Source organism: Plantibacter sp. M259, from assembly GCF_006065115.1.
Lineage (GTDB): Bacteria > Actinomycetota > Actinomycetes > Actinomycetales > Microbacteriaceae > Plantibacter > Plantibacter auratus.
In genome coordinates this window covers 1,508,015-1,522,786 of sequence record NZ_CP040750.1, presented here as the reverse complement: position 1 = coordinate 1,522,786, position 14,772 = coordinate 1,508,015, and the positions used below count along the sequence as shown (strand labels likewise).

The following is a 14,772-nucleotide window of genomic DNA, read 5'->3' as shown; positions in this document are numbered from 1 at the left end:
GAGCCCTGTGGTGTGTCGTGCCCGACCCGCCGCTCGCGGAGGACGACTCGCCGGGGTTCTCCTGAATTGTGAACAGGGGCTCAGTCGGTGATCGTGCTCGGCGGCGTGCCGAGGGCGTCGAGGTCCGACCAGAAGTCGTCGGGGATGAGGGTCGTGCGCAGTGCCTCGACCTGTTCCAGCCGCTCCGGGCGGTTCATCCCGACGACGGTGGAGTCGACGAGTTCCGATCGCGTCGAGAACGCGAGGGCCGCCGCTGCAAGCGGGATGCCGTGGCGGGCGGCCAGTTCGTCGGCGCGGTCGACCCAGGCGAGCAGCTCGGGCGACCCGGCCTGGTACGCGTACGTGGCCGGCTTGCCGTCGCGGCCACGACGCCCGGCGAGGAGCCCGCCCCCGAACGGCGCCGCATTGAAGACGCCCATCCCTCGCGACCGCGCCTCCTCCAGCAAGCCGGTCGCCGAGCGGTCGACGAGCGTGAACCGGTTGTGGGTGAGGAGCACGTCGAAGACGCCGGTGCGAACGTAGGGCAACATCACGCTGATGGCACCCGCAGCGATCCCGATCGCATCGACCAGGCCCTGCTCCTTGAGCGCCAGCATGCCCTCGATCGCACCGCCCGGTGCCGACGCCTCCTCGAACGACACCGAGTACGGATCGTGCAGGTGGAACACCGGGATGCGCTCGACGCCGAGCCGCTCAAGACTCTCCTCGAAGGACCGCAACACCCGGTCGCGGTCGAACACCGCCGTCGACGGATCCTGGTCGGCCTTCGTCACGACCCCGCGCCCCTCGGGCAGACCGCCCTGCCGGATGGCATCGCCGATGGCCGTCTCGCTGCGCCCGTCCGAGTACGCGTTCGAGGTGTCGACGAGCAGGTTGGGGCCACGCAGGGCGGCCGACGCGAACGCCGTGGAGCCTGCGGCCGGTGAGCCGTCGGCGCTCGCCGGGGTGCCGAGGCCGGAGGTGCCGACCGTGACCGGGCTCGCGAGGAGTCCGGTCGAGCCGAGCGGGCGGAGGTCGTCCGGTGTCGCCACTGGCGTCGTCGTCCGGTCGGTGGAGGAGGTGTGGGTCGAGTCGTCGTTGATCATGTCGTCCATCCTGCAGTCGTCGGGCATTCGGGCGTCACCCCTTGAGCGCGCCGGATGCCAGCCCCTTCATGATCCGCTGGTTGAGGAACACGAACACGACGAGCAGCGAGAAGACGTTGATGCAGATGCCCGCGAACAGTGGCCCGTAGTCGACCTGGCCGAACTCCCCGCTGAAGTTCAGCAGGCCGGCCTGGATGGTACGGAGGTCGGCGTTCGTCGTGAAGGTCAGCGAGATGAGCAGGTCGTTCCAGATGGACAGGAACTGCACGAGCCCGATCGTGAAGAGCGCGTTCCGCACCATCGGCAGCCCGATGGACCAGAAGGAACGGATGATGCCGGCGCCGTCGATCGTCGACGCCTCGAACACTTCGCGCGGCACGGCCCGGAAGTAGGCGGTCATCATGAAGACCGTCAAGGGCATCCCGAGTGCCGTGTAGGTGATGATCATCGGCCAGTAGGTGTTCGTCAGGCCGAGGTTGAAGTAGGCGACGAAGAGCGGCACGAGGATCATCTGGCCGGGGATCATGATGCCGGAGATGAACAGCAGCAGTGTCAGGTTACGGCGCTTCCACACCATCACCTCGAGGGCGAAGGCGGCGGCGACGCCGAAGATGAGGATGAAGACGAGCGACGGCAGGGTCACGATGACGCTGTTGAGCAGGTTCTGCGAGATGTTGCCGGTCGTCCAGGCCGTGACGTAGTTGTCGAAGCTCCACGACTCCGGGAGGGAGAAAGTGGACTCCTGCAGGAACTCGCGCTGGTTCTTGAACGAGGACAGGAACAGCCAGATGATCGGGTAGATCTCGATCACGAGCAGGAGTCCGATGAGGATGACCGAGGGCAGTTTCCGCAGGTAGTAGGCGCGCGAGCGGGGAGCGCGACGCATCTTCGGCCGGCGGACGGCGGTGCCGGATCCGTCGCCGCTGCCGTTCGAGGCCGGTGTGGTGGCGCCGGGCGCCGGGGTGATGGCGGTCGTCATGGCGTCAGTCCTTCGTCAGGTCTTTGCGGGAGGTCTTGAAGATCAGGAGCGTCACGAGGAAGCACATGATCGTGAGCACGAACGCGAGCGTCGAGCCGTAGCCGTAGTTCTGGTACGTGAACGTCGTGTTGTACATGTACAGCGTCAGCGGTGTCGTCGCCGTCCCAGGCCCACCGCCCGTCAAGGCGAGCACCGAGTCGAACACCTTGAGCGTCGCGTTGAAACTGAAGATCACGGCGGACAGCAGGACGGGGAGCGACAGCGGCACGATGATGTACCGGACGAGCTTCATGCCGCGGGCGCCGTCGATGCGGGCCGACTCGATCACCTCCTCGGGGATGTCGAGGAGTCCCGCGTAGAGCAGGACGGCGTAGAAGCCCATCGACCGCCACAGGTCCATGATGATGATCACGACGAACGCGCTGTCGGGCGAGCTGAACCAGTCCACCGAGTCGATGCCGAAGCCGTTCAGGATGGCGTTGACCGGCCCGGTCTGCGGCGCGACCTCGAACAGGCGCTTGAACAGCAGGCCGACGGCGACGGTCGGCAGCACGACGGGGAAGAACACGAGCGTGCGGACCAGCGTCGACGCCTTCTTGAGGACGAAGACGTAGAAGAGGGAGAGTGCGTACCCGAGGGCGATCTGCGCGACCGTCGCGATGAGCGAGTACTTGATGCTGAAGAAGATCGCTTCCGGTGCCGTCGGGTCGGCGAACAGCTGGGCGAAGTTGTCGAGACCGACGAACTCGAAGCCGCGCAGGTCGCCCTGGAAGAAGGTGAGGCCGAACGACCACATCACCGGGACGAGTTTCACCAGGGTGAAGATGAGCAGGGCCGGGCCCAGCAGGATGGCGATGGCCTTCCTGTCGCCGAGGACGTCTTTCATGCTGTGCTCCTGAGTCGGTCGGGGACCGTGAGGCTGGGCGGCGAGGTGCGAGTCCCGCTGCAGAGGTGGATGTCCGCGGACGGACGGATCCGGTCGCCGGGCGACTGCCGGGCGACCGGATCGCCGGTTACTTCTTGAGACCCGCGTCCACGCCGGCCTGGACGAGCGCCGCGAAGTCCTCGGGGGAGATCCCGCCGGTGAGCAGCGGGGCGGCGTTGGTCTGGGCGTCGACGCCGGCCTTCTCGGGGAGGAAGGTCTCGAACCAGGTGACCGTCTCATCGGTGTCGGCCATGATGCCCTGCACCTCGGCGGTGAGCGCGGGGACGTCGGTCACCTCTTCGTTGAGCTTGAACCCGGAGATGACGCCCTGGTTCTTCAGCACGCTGGAGCCGTAGTTCTCCGCGATGCAGCTCAGCCAGCCGCCGACCTTCTCCTCGTCGTAGCCCTTCGTGGAGAACGAGGTCGCTGCACCGGTGTTGGCCGGGTACTGGTCGATCGAACCCTTGCCGCCCTCGACGGTCGGGAACGGCATGAAGCCCACGGCGTCCTCACCGATCTGGTTGAGTTCGGTGTTGTAGACGTCGGCGAGCATCCAGGTGCCGTTGTACATCATGGCCGCGTTGCCGGTGAAGAACTCGCTCGTCGCGGTCTGCATGTCCATCGTCGTGATGCCGGCACCGAAGTACTTGCCGAGGTCGGCGACGGCGGTGATCGCCTCGACGTACTCGGGGTCGGTCAGCTTGGCGTCGCCCGAGGCGATGTCGTTCATCGCGTCCGGGCCGAGCAGTCGGAACAGGTAGGTGCTGATGTAGCGGGTGATCGTCCAGCCCTGGGCACCGGAGACCGTGAAGGCGGACTTGCCGGAGGCCTGGACGGTGTCGGCTGCGTCGAGCAGTTCGTCCCACGTCTGCGGGACCGCGATGCCGAGGTCCGTGAACATCGTCTTGTTATAGAAGAAGCCCTCGACGTTGTACTGGTAGGGCATCGAGACGAAGCGGTCGCCGTAGATGTTCTTCACGGTGGCGACGGCCGAGGGGAGGATGTCGTCCATGACGCCCAGCTCGGTGAGGGTGTCCTCGAGGTCGAGGACGGTGTCGTCGTCGCCGAGGGTGCCGCCGGGCCGCAGCGGTGCGGTCGGTGCGGTGAAGGTGGTGGGCAGGGCGTTCTGGCTGGCGAGCAGCGTGACTCGCTGGAGCACGTCGGCCTGGGGCAGGGTCTCGACCTTGAGCGGCAGTGCCTTCTCGTTCGCGGCGCACGCGCCGTCGCCGAGAGCGGTGAGTTCGTCGCGGACGATCGAGTTCTCGACGGCCGCGAGGTAGTCGAACGACGTGGCGCTCGATGCGCCGCCGTTCCCTGCGCAGGCGGTCAGGGCGAGAGCGGTGACGCCGAGAGCGGCGATGGCGGTGGCCGACCGACGTTTCGGGGCCCGGTGCGCTGTGGACACATTTCCTCCTTGAAGATGTGGCAGTGATGTCAAGACGCGAGCGGTGATGGTCGCGAGCAAAGTTGAAGCGTTTCAATGGCCGAGGCTAACCGCGCCCGGGTCGCATGTCAAGCATCGGATCAGTTCCGCTCGGCGAGGCGCTTCGAGCGTGACTGAGGCTGGACAGAATGCATATTGACACGTTTCAAGACGGCGACGAGAATGGGTGATCGTCGTCCCGTGATCTCGATCATGTCGGGACGACCACAGTCAACGACGATGCACGGCGAGTGAACCCGCCGGACGAGGAACGGAACCGCACATGAGGTTGCAGGGCAAACGAGCCGTCATCACCGGAGCAGCAGGAGCGCTCGGCCGGGTGATCGCCCAGAAGCTCGCCGCGGAGGGTGCCGACGTCGCCGGCCTCGACCTCAACGCCGCGGGGCTCGAGGAGACGGCGGAACTCGTCCGTGCGCACGGGGTGCGGGCCGCAGCGGCGACGGCCGACTTGACCGACTTCGACGCCGTCCAGGCTGCCGTCGGCGGCATCGTCGACGAGTGGGGCGGGGTCGACATCCTGCTGAACGGTGCGGGCGGCGGCGCGGTCAGCTTCTTCCACGAGATGACGTACGAGACCTGGATGACCCAGATGGACCGCAACCTCAACTCGGTGTTCAACGTCACGCGCGCGGTCCTGCCCTCGATGCTTGAACAGCGCTCCGGTCGCATCATCAGCATCGCGTCCATCGCCGCCGTCAGTGGCGGACGCCTCGTGCGCGGGGCGACGGCCTACGCCGCGGCCAAGGCCGGCGTCGTCGGACTCACGAAGGCGCTCGCGATCGAGGTCGCCGAGCAGGGGTCACCGTCAACGCGCTCGCCCCCGGGGCCCAGGCGACCCCTGGCCGCGACAACGACACCCCGGAGCGTCGCGAGGCGCTCCTCGCGCAGATCCCCACCCGGCTGCTCGGCGAGCCGGAGCACCTCGCGGAGACGGTCGTCTTCCTCGCCTCACCCGCCGCCGTGAACCTCACCGGCCTCATCCTGCCGCTCGACGGCGGACACTCGATCTGAGGCGACGGACGATGACGACAGGACCAGAGGACATGACGAGACTCGAGCGCGGCAAGGCGAAGTTCGACGAGGTGTACGGCGAGGGGAAGTCGGAGGGGCTCGTCGCCATGCAGACCGGGCTCGCGCAGGACCTCGCGCGCTTCGGCATCGAGTTCAACTTCGGCGACATCTACTCCCGGCCGGGGCTCTCGCTGGCGCAGCGGGAGCTCATCACCCTCGCGGCTCTCGTCGCGCTCGGTGGGCTGGAACCACAGCTGCGCGGCCACACCCGCGGTGCGATCAACGTCGGCTGCACCGCGACGGAGATCCTCGAGACGGTCATCCACACCGTGCAGTACGCGGGGTTCCCTCGCGCCCTCAACGCGATCCGTGTCGTCACCGACGCCCTCATCGAGGTCGGCGTGGAGATCCCCGAGCCGCTCGGGCCGGACTGGACCGGCCCGGAGCCGCGCGACCAGCAGCCCGGCAGCCCTCAGGACCGTCCGGGACCGGGCGATCTAGACTGAGCCGGGCCGCGGGCGAGCGCCCGCAGCGCCGCAGGACGACAGGAGGGGTGGAGCATGGGACGAGTCGGAATCCGCGAGGTCGCGACGCTCGCCGACGTCTCCATGGGGACGGTGTCGCACTACATCAACCACCCCGATCGCGTCTCGCCGGAGAAGCAGGAACGCATCCAGCGGGCGATCGACCAGCTGGGGTTCGTGCGGAACAACGCTGCCTGGCAGCTCCGTCTCGGTCGGAGTGGCACCATCGCGTACATCGCGCCGGACGTCAGTAACCCGTTCTTCGCGACCATCGCCGAGGGGGTGGAGCAGCGCGCGGCCGAAGACGGTCTCTCGGTGTTCATCGCCAACTCGAACCGGAGTCGTGAGCGCGAGGACGCCTATCTCGGCATGTTCGAGGCGCAGCGTGTGCAGGGCATGCTCGTCGCCTCCCACGAGTCCGTCGAGGAGCGGTTGACGAGCATCCGGCAGCGGGGCATCCCGTCGGTCCTCGTCGGGCAGCTCGCGTCGTCACCGGACCAGCCGTCGGTGTCGGTCGACGACGTCCGTGGTGGATTCCTCGCCGCGGAGCACCTGCTGCAGACCGGGCGTCGTCGGCTCGCGTTCGTCGGTGGTCCGCTCGGCATCCGCCAGGTCGCCGACCGCTTCGAGGGGGCGAGTGCGGCCGTCGCAGCGGTTCCGGGAGCCACGCTCGAGGTCATCGCGGGCACGGAGCGCACGATCGCCGAGGGGCGCGAGCTCGGACGCGCGATCGCCGCACGACCGGTCGACGCCCGTCCCGACGCCGTCTTCGCGGTCAACGACCTGCTGGCGCTCGGCATCATGCAGACGCTCGTGGTCGAGCACGGGGTCCGGGTGCCCGAGGACATCGCGATCGTCGGCTACGACGACATCGAGTTCGCGGAGTCGTCGATCATCCCGCTCACCTCGGTGCGGGCGCCGCACGAGGGTTTCGGTGTCGCGGCCGTCGAGCTGCTCCTCCAGGAGTTCGCCGTCGCCGACGGTGCCCCCGTCCCGCCCCCGTCATCCCGCCACATCGTCTTCGCCCCCGAACTCGTCCCCCGCGCCAGCTCGCGAACTGTCACCAACCGCTAGTCCAGCGCCCCGTCACTGTGCTGGAGTGACAGTTCGCGGGCTCTGGTGGGTGGCGGTTCGGATTCGGTACAGGGAACTCGACGCCGTGATGTAGAGGGTGCGGCCGTCGGGGTCGCCGAAGCAGACGTTCGCGGTGCGCTCCGGGACCGGGATGCGCAGGATGGTCGCGCCGGACGGGTCGAACACCTCGACGCCGTCGCCCGCCGACGACCACACGTTGCCGTCGACGTCGATCCGGAAGCCGTCGGACGCGGGTACCGCGGTGCTCGCGAAGGTGCGACCCGGGGTGTCGCCGAAGACGACCGAGACGCCGTCCTCGGCGACGTCGTACGCCGCGATGCGGAGTGCGCCGTCACCGGTGTCCGACACGTACAGGATCGACTCGTCAGGGGAGAACGCGAGCCCGTTCGGATGGACGAGGGCGGTGATCACCGGCTCGATCGCTCCGGTGTCCGGCTCGAACCGGAAGACGTAGCAGCCGTCGTACTCCTGCTCACCCGGGTGCCCCTCACGTCCGCTGGCGTCGATGCCGTACGGCGGGTCGGTGAACCAGATCGAGCCGTCGGAATGCACGACGACGTCGTTCGGGGAGTTGAAGCGGCCGCCGGCCCAGCGGTCGACGAGCGTGACCGGGCCGTCGGGCCCCTCGATCTCGACCGCGCGGCGCCCGTGACTGCACTGCACGACCCGGCCCTCGCGATCGATCGTGCGGCCGTTCGTGTACTCGGCGCCATCGCGGAACACGGCCGTCTCACCGGTCGCGGTGTCGAACTCGAGGATGCGGTCGTTCGGGATGTCGCTCCAGCGCACCCGGCCGGTCTCCGCGATCCACGCGGGCCCCTCGCTCCAGATCGCGCCCGTGTACAGGTGCTCGAGTCCGGCTCCTTCGGCGAGCAGCGGCGAGGGTTCGTTCGTCATGGTGACGTCGTCGTCGGTCATGACGCCCAGCCTATTCGGCAGGTGCCGGTCTACGCCGGATCGATGGGGGAGGAGCCGAGGTTGCGCGCGCTCGGTCGGGTGACGGGCGGCTCGACGATCGACTCCAGGAAGGCCCACGCGTCCATGCGCCAGCGGTCACCGGCGACGTCGATCGCCTCGATCCGGAACGGTGGCGTGAGGATCGCGTCCCAGTCGATCGAGTCGAGGACGCGTCGCGGGATCATCTCGTCGACGTACGGCGCTTCACGCTCCGGATCCGGTGCGACCTCGGGGGCGTCGTCGTCGACGAGGACCTCGAGTCGGTCGATCATCGCGTCGTCGAACTCCTGCATGCGGGTCACGAGCGTGTGGAGTTCGTCGGGTTCGAGACCGGCGACGAGTTCGAGCAGATAGGCGCGCCCCGGATACGCCTCCGCGGGCACGTCGACGATGTTGTACCGGCCGTCGTCGGAGATCCACATACGTCAACGCTAGCCCGTCGCGGCTGGAGGCCTGCGGTGAGGTGCACCGATTCGTCGCTCGAGTCGCCGTCGGGCGACGCGTCGCCGCACCTCAGGCGGTCGGCGCCTGGCTCGGGTGGACGGGCAGCTGCGCAGCTGGACGGACGAGCGCCGTCGGGCCGGGATCGGTGAACCCGAACTGCTCGTAGAGGCCGTGCGCGTCGCTCGTGAAGAGTGTCCATCGGAAGTGCGCGCCGGGGCCGTCGTCGATCATGGCCTGCACGATCCGCTTACCGAGCCCGTGGCCCCGGTGTGCTTCGTGGACGATGACGTCGGCGAGGTAGCCGAAGCCGAGTCCGTCGGACACCGCGCGAGCGAAGCCGACCTGCGCGCCGGTCTCCTCCTCGTACACGCCGATCACGCGCCAGGCGTCGTCGATCTGCGTCTCGACGTCGGCACGGCTGCGCCACTTGGCCCAGTAGACCTCGCGGAGCAGGGCCCACACGGCGTCCCGGTCGATGCGGTCCTTCGAGTCGTCGATGCGGTAGCCCATCGGCCCACTGTAGGACGGCCGACGACGGGCCGCGGAGAGCCAGTCCGGCCTCGGTGGCACGCTCGTCATCGGGCGACACGACGGAATAGTCGAGCCGTCCGCGGGCTTAGCGTGAGGAGAAGTACCAGCGATGCACCGAACCCTGGAGGACCATCAGATGACTCACGCCCGCACCACCCTCGGAACGTCCGACCTGTCCGTCTTCCCGCTGAACCTCGGCGGCAACGTGTTCGGCTGGACCGCCGACCGGCAGACCTCGTTCGACATCCTCGACGCCTTCGTCGCGGGCGGCGGCAACTTCATCGACACCGCCGACGGCTACTCGGCGTGGGTGCCCGGCAACACCGGCGGTGACTCCGAGCGACTCATCGGGGAGTGGCAGGAACTCCGGGGCAACCGCGACGAGCTCGTCATCGCGACGAAGGTCAGTCAGCACCCCGACTTCAAGGGCCTCTCGGCCGACAACATCCTGAAGGCCGCCGACGCCTCGCTCGAGCGCCTCCGCACCGACCACATCGACCTCTACTACGCGCACTTCGACGACGAGTCGGTGCCGCTCGAGGAGACGGTGACGGCACTGTCGTCGCTCGTCGACGCCGGCAAGGTCCGCTACCTGGGTATTTCCAACTACTCCGCCGCGCGCATCGCCGAGTGGTTCGAGATCGTCGAGGCCAAGGGGCTCCACCGCCCGATCGCCCTCCAGCCGCACTACAACCTCGTCGAGCGTGAGTTCGAGGGTGAGCTGCGCTCGATCGCCGAGAGCGAGCAGCTCGCGGTGCTGCCGTACTTCTCGCTCGCCAAGGGCTTCCTGACGGGCAAGTACCGCGAGGGGTCGAGCGTCGACAGCGTCCGCGCCGAGGGTGCGCAGGCCTACCTCGACGACCACGCCGCGCTCCTGCCCGTCCTCGACGAGGTCGCCGCGGCCCACGGCGTCTCCGTCGCGACGGTGTCGCTCGCGTGGCTCCGCTCGCAGCCGACCGTCGCCGCGCCCATCGCGAGTGCCCGCACGGTCGAGCAGCTGCCCGACCTGCTCGCCTCCGCGACACTCGAGCTCTCCGCCGACGAGCTGGCCGCCCTCACCGCCGCCTCGGTCGCGTAGGGGCGGTACCGGCGAGGGCACCTCCCCGCGCTCCGAAACACCCCGGCAACATGTGTCCCGGTAGAGTCGGCCCATGGGTGACCTGTTCAACGGCTATGGCGGCACGCTCGCCCCGCGCAAGACTCCGGGCGGCGTCCCCGCCTTCGACGAGATGTTCGGCGAGGCGGCGGAACACGCGGGTGGTGCGACCGCCAGACGGGCGTATCAGGAGATCTACAGCTCCCTCGCACGGATGACCCAGGAGGAGCTCCGAGGCCGCACCGACGCCCTCGCCAGCTCCTACCTCGCGCAGGGCGTGACCTTCGACTTCGCGGGTGAGGAGCGTCCGTTCCCGCTCGACGCGGTCCCGCGGGTGATCGAGCAGCAGGAGTGGACGCAGGTCGAGGCCGGCATCAAGCAGCGCGTCAAGGCGCTCGAGGCGTTCCTCGCCGACGTCTACGGCCCGCAGCTCGCCGTGCGCGACGGCGTCATCCCCGCGAAGCTCATCTCCTCGTCGTCGCACTTCCACCGGCAGGCCTACGGGATCCAGGCCGCGAACGGCGTCCGCATCCAGGTCTCCGGTATCGACCTCATCCGCGACGAGCACGGGCAGATGCGCGTGCTCGAGGACAACGTGCGCGTCCCATCCGGCGTCAGCTACGTCATCTCCAACCGTCGCGTGATGGCGCAGACGCTCCCCGAGCTGTTCGTCTCGATGCGCGTCCGTCCGGTCGGCGACTACCCCAACAAGCTCCTGCAGGCGCTGCGTGCGTCGGCCCCGCCCGGCGTCGAGGACCCGAACGTCGTCGTCCTCACCCCCGGCGTGTACAACTCCGCGTACTTCGAGCACACGCTGCTCGCGCGGCTCATGGGCGTCGAGCTCGTCGAGGGCCGCGACCTCTTCTGCTCCGGCGGCAAGGTCTTCATGCGCACGACCGCCGGGCCCACCCGCGTCGACGTCATCTACCGCCGTGTCGACGACGAGTTCCTCGACCCGCTGTCGTTCCGTGCCGACTCCATGCTCGGTTCGCCCGGGCTCATGCTCGCCGCGCGCCTCGGCAACGTGACCATCGCGAACGCGGTCGGGAACGGTGTCGCCGACGACAAGCTCGTCTACACGTACCTGCCCGACCTCATCAAGTACTACCTCGCCGAGGACGCGATCCTCCCGAACGTCGACACCTGGCGGCTCGAGGACCCGCTCGCCCTCGAAGAGGTGCTCGACCGCCTCGACGAGCTCGTCATCAAGCCCGTCGACGGCTCCGGCGGCAAGGGGCTCGTCGTGGGTCCGGACGCGTCGAAGGAGGAGCTCGCGACCCTCAAGACGAAGCTGCAGGAGGACCCGCGCGGCTGGATCGCGCAGCCGGTCGTCATGCTCTCCACCATCCCGACGCTCGTCGAGGACGGCATGCGTCCCCGCCACGCCGACCTGCGACCGTTCGCGGTCAACGACGGCAACGACGTCTGGGTGCTGCCCGGCGGCCTGACGCGCGTCGCCCTGCCGGAGGGTCAGCTGGTCGTGAACTCCAGCCAGGGCGGCGGCTCGAAGGACACCTGGGTCGTCGGACGTCCGTTCGATCCCAACGCGGCGCCGGAGGCGTCCTCGCACGACATCCAGGGTCTCGTCGCCGAGCAGGCCACGACCGAGACGACGTCGATCCCGATCATCTACGACCACGGCACGACCCCGGAGCACTCGCCCCAGGACCGTCCGGCCGGCAACCAGGACCAGCAGGAGCAACAGCAGCAGACGCTCGCCAAGCCCGCTGCCGACGGGTCGACGCAGGAGGACGCATCATGCTGAGCCGCATCGCCGAGAGCCTCTTCTGGATCGGCCGCTACATCGAACGAAGTGACGGTACCGCGCGCATCCTCGACGTCCACCTGCAGTTGCTGCTCGAGGACCCGTGGATCGACGAGGACACCGCCTGCCGGTCGCTGCTGTCCGTCATGGGCAGCGACGCGCCCGCCGACCAGGAGCTCACCCGCCAGGACGTCCTCGCGCAGCTCGCCGTCGACCGCACGCACCCGGCGTCGATCGCCTACTCGCTCGGCGCCGCCCGCGAGAACGCCCGACGTGCCCGCGAGATCGTGTCGACCGAGCTCTGGGAGTGCCTCAACACGACCCGTGCCCGGATGCCGCGACGCGTCGCGAGCGACAAGGTGCACGAGTTCTTCGGGTGGGTGCGCGAGCGTTCGGCCCTCGCCGTCGGCATCGTCGACTCCGCCACGAGTCGTGACGACGCCTGGCGCTTCTTCACCCTCGGTCGCAGCCTCGAACGCGCCGACATGACCGCCCGACTCCTGGCGACGCGGTCGCTCACCGAGGCCAGCGGCCCGTCTTGGACGACGATCCTCCGCTCCTGCGGCGCCTACGAGGCCTACCTGCGCACGTACCGCGGCATGCCGAGCGCGAAGAACGCGGCCGAGTTCCTGCTGCTCGACCAGCTGTTCCCCCGGTCGGTCATGTTCTCGATCAGCCGGGCCGAGGAGTGCATGCGTGACCTCGAACCGCGCCGAGGCCGTGTCGGAACGGTGGATTCCGCCCAGCGCCTGCTCGGGCAGATCCGCAGCGACCTCGAGTACCGGCCCATCCAGGACACGCTCGTCGACCTCCCCGGTCGGATGGACGCCGTGCAGAACGTCACCAGCCAGGTGTCGGAGGCGATCCGCGAACGCTACTTCCCCACTCATGCGGTGCCCGCGTGGATCGGAGAGAACTCATGACCCGGCTCCACATCAAGCACAGCACGGGCTTCTCCTACGGCGGCAAGGTCAACGCGTCGTACAACGAGGCGCGCATGCTGCCGGTGACCACCGAGGACCAGTACGTCCTGTACTCGCACATCGACATCCAGCCGGGGGCGTCGCAGTCGACGTACACCGACTACTGGGGCATGAAGGTCTCGGCGTTCGAGGTGCTGACGCCGCACGAGGAGCTCTCGCTCACGGCGACGAGTCTCGTCGAGGTCCGGCCGCGCAAGCACGAGCCGCACCCGACCGGCTGGGAGCAGCTCGACATCGCGACCCAGGCAGCCGTGACCCGGGTGGAGCACCTGGAACAGACCCGACGCACGACGCCGCCGGACGACCTCGTCGAGCTCGCCCGGACCATCGCCGACCGCTACGAGAGCCCCTGCGAGGCCGCGATGGCGATCAGCCGCGAGATCGGCGAGCAGATGGACTACGTGCAGGGCGTCACGAGTGTGTACTCGACCGCCGCCGAGGCGTGGGCGAACCGCAAGGGCGTCTGTCAGGACATCACGCACATCGTCCTCGGGGCGCTGCGGTCGGTCGGGATCCCGGCCCGCTACGTGTCGGGGTACCTGCACCCGAAGCCGCACGCGGCGATCGGCGAGACGGTGACGGGGGAGTCGCACGCGTGGGTCGAGTGGTTCTGCGGTGACTGGCGTGGGTTCGACCCCACCAACATGGTCGACGTGGGTGAGCGTCACGTCCTCATCGGGCGGGGTCGTGACTACGGCGACGTCTCCCCGCTCCGTGGTGTCTACGCAGGCCCCTACCGTTCGAAGCTCTTCGTGAAGGTCGAGATCACCCGAGAGGCCTGACCCGACTCCACCGCGGGAGACCCTCCTCGGTGGCTGCGCCAGCGCGGTGCGCTGACGTGAGCGCGGGTCATGCGCGTGAGCGCGGGTCTCCGGAGGGTCGCGCTCACGCGCAGGCCACGCGGTCGCGCCCATTCGGGTGCTCTCGCGTCAGCGCACTGCGCCGACGCCTACAAGCCCGCGCTCACGTCGGCGCCCCGCGCCGGCACCCGTAGGATCATCGGCATGCAGACCGAGATGATCGTCCCGGCCCGCCGCCCGATGAAGCTGATCCCCGCGGTGTTGCTCGCCGCGTCCGCGTTCTGCCTCTTCGGACTCATGCAGCCGCTCGCCGGCTACCCGCTCCTCGTCGCCGCGCTCGCGACCGCGATCCTCATCGACCGTGAACTCGCGAAGGACCTGTTCCTCATCGCGATCGGCATCGGGATCGTCTCGACGACGTCCGTGGAAGCGGACGTCTCCTGGCCGAGCTTCTTCCGCATCGGCACCGTCCTCCTGCTGGCGGTCGGCGTCCCGTTCCTCATCGACCGATTCGCCTACCGGAGGAAGGCGATCACCTTCCCCTGGCGCAGCCGGGAGAAGAAGACGAAGGGCGAGATCGCCTATCTCTTCGCCGTCCCGCTGCTCGGCTGGGCGATCCTCCCGTTCTACTTCATCCGCTCGGGCGCATACGAGAACTGGCCGGTGATCAGCGACGCCGGGGAACTCGGTCGCTTCTTCGTCGGCGTCAACGCGGTCGGCACGTGGGACGAACTGTTCTTCATCTGCACCTGCTTCGCCCTGCTGCGTCGGCACTTCCCGGTCTGGCAGGCCAACCTGCTGCAGGCCGTCATCTTCGTCTCGTTCCTGTGGGAACTGGGTTACCGCTCGTGGGGTCCGCTGTTGACCTTCCCCTTCGCACTCCTCCAGGGGTACCTGTTCTCGAAGACGCGGTCGCTCGGGTACATCCTCGCGGTGCACCTGCTCTTCGACGCGATCGTCTTCCTCGCGATCGTCCACGCGCACCACCGCGACTGGATCCCGATCTTCTGGTACTGAGCGATGTCCGTCCGCCAGCGCGGTGCGCTGACGCGAAGGCCGGTGTCCCGGGCCCAGCGCGGTGCGCTGACGCGAGCGGCGGTGTTCAGGCTTCAGCGCGGGTCTGGCGGGTGACC

The 14,772-nt window shown here is 68.6% G+C and carries 14 protein-coding genes and 1 pseudogene; 8 read left to right on the top strand and 7 right to left on the bottom strand.

All coding sequences use genetic code 11. The annotated features are described in order from the left end of the window. Nucleotides 1–80: 80 nt before the first annotated feature. The 4 genes from FGL15_RS06970 to FGL15_RS06955 all read right to left on the bottom strand — a co-directional run bounded on the left by FGL15_RS06970 (nucleotide 81) and on the right by FGL15_RS06955 (nucleotide 4,394). Nucleotides 81–1,085 carry an aldo/keto reductase gene (locus tag FGL15_RS06970; protein ID WP_138945490.1) on the bottom strand — a complete coding sequence of 335 codons (1,005 nt, stop codon included), beginning with the start codon at nucleotides 1,083–1,085 and terminating at the stop codon, nucleotides 81–83. Nucleotides 1,086–1,119: 34 nt separating this feature from the next. After that, nucleotides 1,120–2,064, bottom strand: coding sequence for a carbohydrate ABC transporter permease (locus tag FGL15_RS06965; RefSeq protein ID WP_240773835.1), 945 nt, complete (start codon nucleotides 2,062–2,064; stop codon nucleotides 1,120–1,122). A 4-nt stretch (nucleotides 2,065–2,068) separates the two neighbouring features. Continuing rightward, nucleotides 2,069–2,950: a carbohydrate ABC transporter permease gene (locus FGL15_RS06960; protein WP_138945489.1), complete on the bottom strand. Its 882-nt coding sequence runs from the start codon at nucleotides 2,948–2,950 to the stop codon at nucleotides 2,069–2,071. A 127-nt stretch (nucleotides 2,951–3,077) separates the two neighbouring features. Next, entirely contained in the window at nucleotides 3,078–4,394 is a 1,317-nt protein-coding gene (locus tag FGL15_RS06955; RefSeq protein WP_079003547.1) for an ABC transporter substrate-binding protein, read from the bottom strand. Between the two features lie 301 nt (nucleotides 4,395–4,695). Here FGL15_RS06955 and FGL15_RS06950 point away from each other — a divergent pair. The 3 genes and pseudogenes from FGL15_RS06950 (at nucleotide 4,696) to FGL15_RS06940 (ending at nucleotide 7,042) form a co-directional block, all read left to right on the top strand. Beyond that, nucleotides 4,696–5,444: pseudogene (locus FGL15_RS06950) on the top strand (SDR family NAD(P)-dependent oxidoreductase). Between the two features lie 11 nt (nucleotides 5,445–5,455). Further along, nucleotides 5,456–5,950, top strand: a complete 495-nt coding sequence (locus tag FGL15_RS06945) for a carboxymuconolactone decarboxylase family protein (protein WP_205858697.1) — start codon at nucleotides 5,456–5,458, stop codon at nucleotides 5,948–5,950. Between the two features lie 54 nt (nucleotides 5,951–6,004). Continuing rightward, complete coding sequence (locus FGL15_RS06940; protein ID WP_138945487.1) at nucleotides 6,005–7,042, top strand: LacI family DNA-binding transcriptional regulator; 1,038 nt, start codon at nucleotides 6,005–6,007, stop codon at nucleotides 7,040–7,042. A 12-nt stretch (nucleotides 7,043–7,054) separates the two neighbouring features. Here the strand turns inward: FGL15_RS06940 and FGL15_RS06935 are convergent, their stop codons facing one another. From FGL15_RS06935 to FGL15_RS06925, 3 genes are all read right to left on the bottom strand, one after another. Then, nucleotides 7,055–7,981 (bottom strand): SMP-30/gluconolactonase/LRE family protein, encoded by a 927-nt coding sequence (locus FGL15_RS06935; RefSeq protein ID WP_370282118.1) that lies wholly within the window; start codon nucleotides 7,979–7,981, stop codon nucleotides 7,055–7,057. A 29-nt stretch (nucleotides 7,982–8,010) separates the two neighbouring features. Next, complete coding sequence (locus tag FGL15_RS06930) at nucleotides 8,011–8,442, bottom strand: hypothetical protein (RefSeq protein ID WP_086475254.1); 432 nt, start codon at nucleotides 8,440–8,442, stop codon at nucleotides 8,011–8,013. 91 nt (nucleotides 8,443–8,533) lie between these two features. Beyond that, a complete protein-coding gene (locus tag FGL15_RS06925; RefSeq protein ID WP_138945486.1) occupies nucleotides 8,534–8,974 on the bottom strand; it encodes a GNAT family N-acetyltransferase in 441 nt (146 codons plus the stop codon). A 157-nt stretch (nucleotides 8,975–9,131) separates the two neighbouring features. Between FGL15_RS06925 and FGL15_RS06920 the strand changes: the two genes are divergently transcribed. The 5 genes from FGL15_RS06920 (at nucleotide 9,132) to FGL15_RS06900 (ending at nucleotide 14,656) form a co-directional block, all read left to right on the top strand. After that, nucleotides 9,132–10,073, top strand: a complete 942-nt coding sequence (locus tag FGL15_RS06920; RefSeq protein WP_138945485.1) for an aldo/keto reductase — start codon at nucleotides 9,132–9,134, stop codon at nucleotides 10,071–10,073. A 73-nt stretch (nucleotides 10,074–10,146) separates the two neighbouring features. Next, nucleotides 10,147–11,856: a circularly permuted type 2 ATP-grasp protein gene (locus FGL15_RS06915; protein WP_138945484.1), complete on the top strand. Its 1,710-nt coding sequence runs from the start codon at nucleotides 10,147–10,149 to the stop codon at nucleotides 11,854–11,856. Next, entirely contained in the window at nucleotides 11,850–12,779 is a 930-nt protein-coding gene (locus tag FGL15_RS06910) for an alpha-E domain-containing protein (RefSeq protein WP_064295753.1), read from the top strand. Before FGL15_RS06915 ends, FGL15_RS06910 begins: the two co-directional genes overlap by 7 nt. Continuing rightward, a complete protein-coding gene (locus tag FGL15_RS06905) occupies nucleotides 12,776–13,621 on the top strand; it encodes a transglutaminase family protein (protein WP_079706431.1) in 846 nt (281 codons plus the stop codon). Before FGL15_RS06910 ends, FGL15_RS06905 begins: the two co-directional genes overlap by 4 nt. Before the next feature lie 222 nt (nucleotides 13,622–13,843). After that, a complete protein-coding gene (locus FGL15_RS06900) occupies nucleotides 13,844–14,656 on the top strand; it encodes a CPBP family intramembrane glutamic endopeptidase (RefSeq protein ID WP_168223343.1) in 813 nt (270 codons plus the stop codon). The last annotated feature ends 116 nt before the right edge of the window (nucleotides 14,657–14,772 follow it).